Here is a 2,228-nt window from a genome sequence, read left to right on the forward strand (position 1 = left end):
AAATCAATGCATTACTAGCTGCAACCGCTTGGAACATGAAGAAAATGATGGAACTACTGAAACACAAAATTATTTTCTTATTTTATAAGATACAAATTATGCTGTTTTCTAATCCTGTTTTTAAAAATAAATTAAATAGTGGGTTTTGTTAAGGAACGACTAATTAACAATTAAAATAAAAAAACAAATAAAAAAATTAATTTTTGCCATTGCGTTAGGTGGAATGACTTTTGTAAGTGCTTCAACAGGTGAAGTTCTCAAAAGCGTTGTAACTACACCTAAAAACATTGAAACTAAAAATGCTGAAAAACAAGAAACAAAAGCTTTAGCTTCTTGGGATTGTGTTAGGGTTTCTTATGATTGTGGAACTACGGGATGGGCTTGTGGAGCTTCTACTTTTGAAATTATTATGAATGCTTGGAATGCCTATGACATTGCTTGTGCCGATTAAAAAAAATTAGCTTTAAAAGCATTACTTTATGGTAATGCTTTTTCTTTTTATCACTTATTATGAAAAATCATACAATATTAATATTTTTCTTTTTCCTTTCAATTATAGTTTGTGGACAGAATTCTATTAACAAAAATTATCAAATAGAATATAGATTAGAATATTTATCTGATTCTACAGATGTTAATAATAGCAAAAAAGAAGATTTCACTCTGTTCATTGACAATAACAAATCTTATTTTACAAGCAATATTTTTTTAAAAAGAGACTCTATTATAAATAGTTTGAAAATAAATAACAATTTAGAATTGAATTTTTCAAAAATGCCAAATACTCGTTTTAAATATGTGATTGTAAAAGAAAATAATACAATTAATTATTATGAAAGTCTTCTAAAATATAAATTTAATTACAACGAAGAATCCGCTTTTAACTGGCAATTATTAAATGAAAAAACGAAAATTGATAATTTTATATGTCAAAAAGCAGTAGCAAATTATGGAGGAAGAACGTGGATTGCTTGGTATACTACCGAAATCCCTATTTATGATGGTCCGTATAAATTCAACAATCTTCCAGGGCTAATCGTGAAAATTTCCGACACTAATAATAACTATTCTTTTAATTTAATTAGCATAAGAAAGGATGTAATAATAGACAATACTGTATTTAAAGAAAATTATTTTAATCAACATAAAAAAATAACAAAAGAAGAATATTTTAAAGCGGTAAATAATATTAATGAAAACATAATTAACGAAATGTCTGCGTCAGGATTTACAGTGGCACCGGAAAGCGTAGAAAAAGTCAAATCAAATATTAGAAGGAGAAATAACCCTATTGAACTTAAATAAATAAAACCACTGCAGACAATAGCTAAGTTTTCGTTGCGTGCGTAGCACGAACAATGAAAACCCTGTTGAACGGAAGCTTTGGGAGCTTTTTTACATGTTTTTTCAACACTATGGATTTATCGTAAAATTTTTAGAAAATATTTCAAGAGAACAGGGCGTTCTCTTTTTTTTAGGCATTCGTTTTTGGCGAACTTTGTCGGTTTTATCGTGTTTTCCTTCATGTCGGGGCATAATTTCCCTTACCCAAAAATCTATTTTTTAGGCGTTGGCTGGCTTTGGCTCATTTCCAAAAACCATTGTGGCGGACCTCGAAGATCGAACGTGGCAATCGTTACCAAATTTCCTACTTTACAACAACTACATTTCGGCTGAAAAACTTTAGAAAGGGGCTTTTCTTTGGTTTGAATACCTAATTTTTGTTGCAAAATTTTGAGTTTTTCACGCTTCCAGGTAGAGCTCAACAAACCATAATGACGGATTTTCACAAATCTTTTCGGCAAAATATGCATCGCAAAACGGCGGATAAACTCCTCGTGGCTCAAAACCATCTGCTTTTTGATGCCTTTTTGGCGGTAATCTTTGTAAGAAAAAGTGACCGTCTCCGCATCAATTTTTCTGATTCTCTGGTTGCTGACTGCGATTTTGTGGGAATAACGACCCAAATATTCCACCACCGATTTTGGGCTTCCAAAAGGCTTTTTGGCGTAAACTACCCAAGGTTTTTCCCACAGACTTTGCCTGATTTTTTCGTATTCATTTTCTTGATTTTCATTGAATTTATCCTTTAAATTAGCTTTCAGTTTCTCACAAAATTTAGCCCTGAAAACTTTGCTCAAAGCCTTTACAGAAAACAAAAATTTACCGTCACTTCTGATGTTTTTCCAAGCTCCGCTTTCATCCACACCACCGCCCGGAACAATGCA

3 protein-coding genes are annotated in these 2,228 nt (G+C 31.6%); 2 read left to right on the top strand and 1 reads right to left on the bottom strand.

Translation table 11 applies throughout. From position 1 onward, the window contains the following. Nucleotides 1–223 precede the first annotated feature (223 nt). Together EGH73_RS00030 and EGH73_RS00035 are read left to right on the top strand one after the other, a co-directional pair. Nucleotides 224–451, top strand: coding sequence for a hypothetical protein (locus EGH73_RS00030; RefSeq protein WP_123280126.1), 228 nt, complete (start codon nt 224–226; stop codon nt 449–451). A gap of 59 nt (nt 452–510) precedes the next feature. Then, nucleotides 511–1,305 carry a GLPGLI family protein gene (locus tag EGH73_RS00035; RefSeq protein ID WP_123280127.1) on the top strand — a complete coding sequence of 265 codons (795 nt, stop codon included), beginning with the start codon at nt 511–513 and terminating at the stop codon, nt 1,303–1,305. Between the two features lie 251 nt (nt 1,306–1,556). Here EGH73_RS00035 and EGH73_RS00040 read toward each other — a convergent pair. Next, nucleotides 1,557–2,228 (bottom strand): IS91 family transposase (locus EGH73_RS00040; protein ID WP_184808037.1); only part of this gene is annotated, 672 nt, incomplete at its 5' end.

The organism is Epilithonimonas hominis (genome assembly GCF_003730015.1).
In the GTDB taxonomy this organism is placed as follows: domain Bacteria; phylum Bacteroidota; class Bacteroidia; order Flavobacteriales; family Weeksellaceae; genus Epilithonimonas; species Epilithonimonas hominis.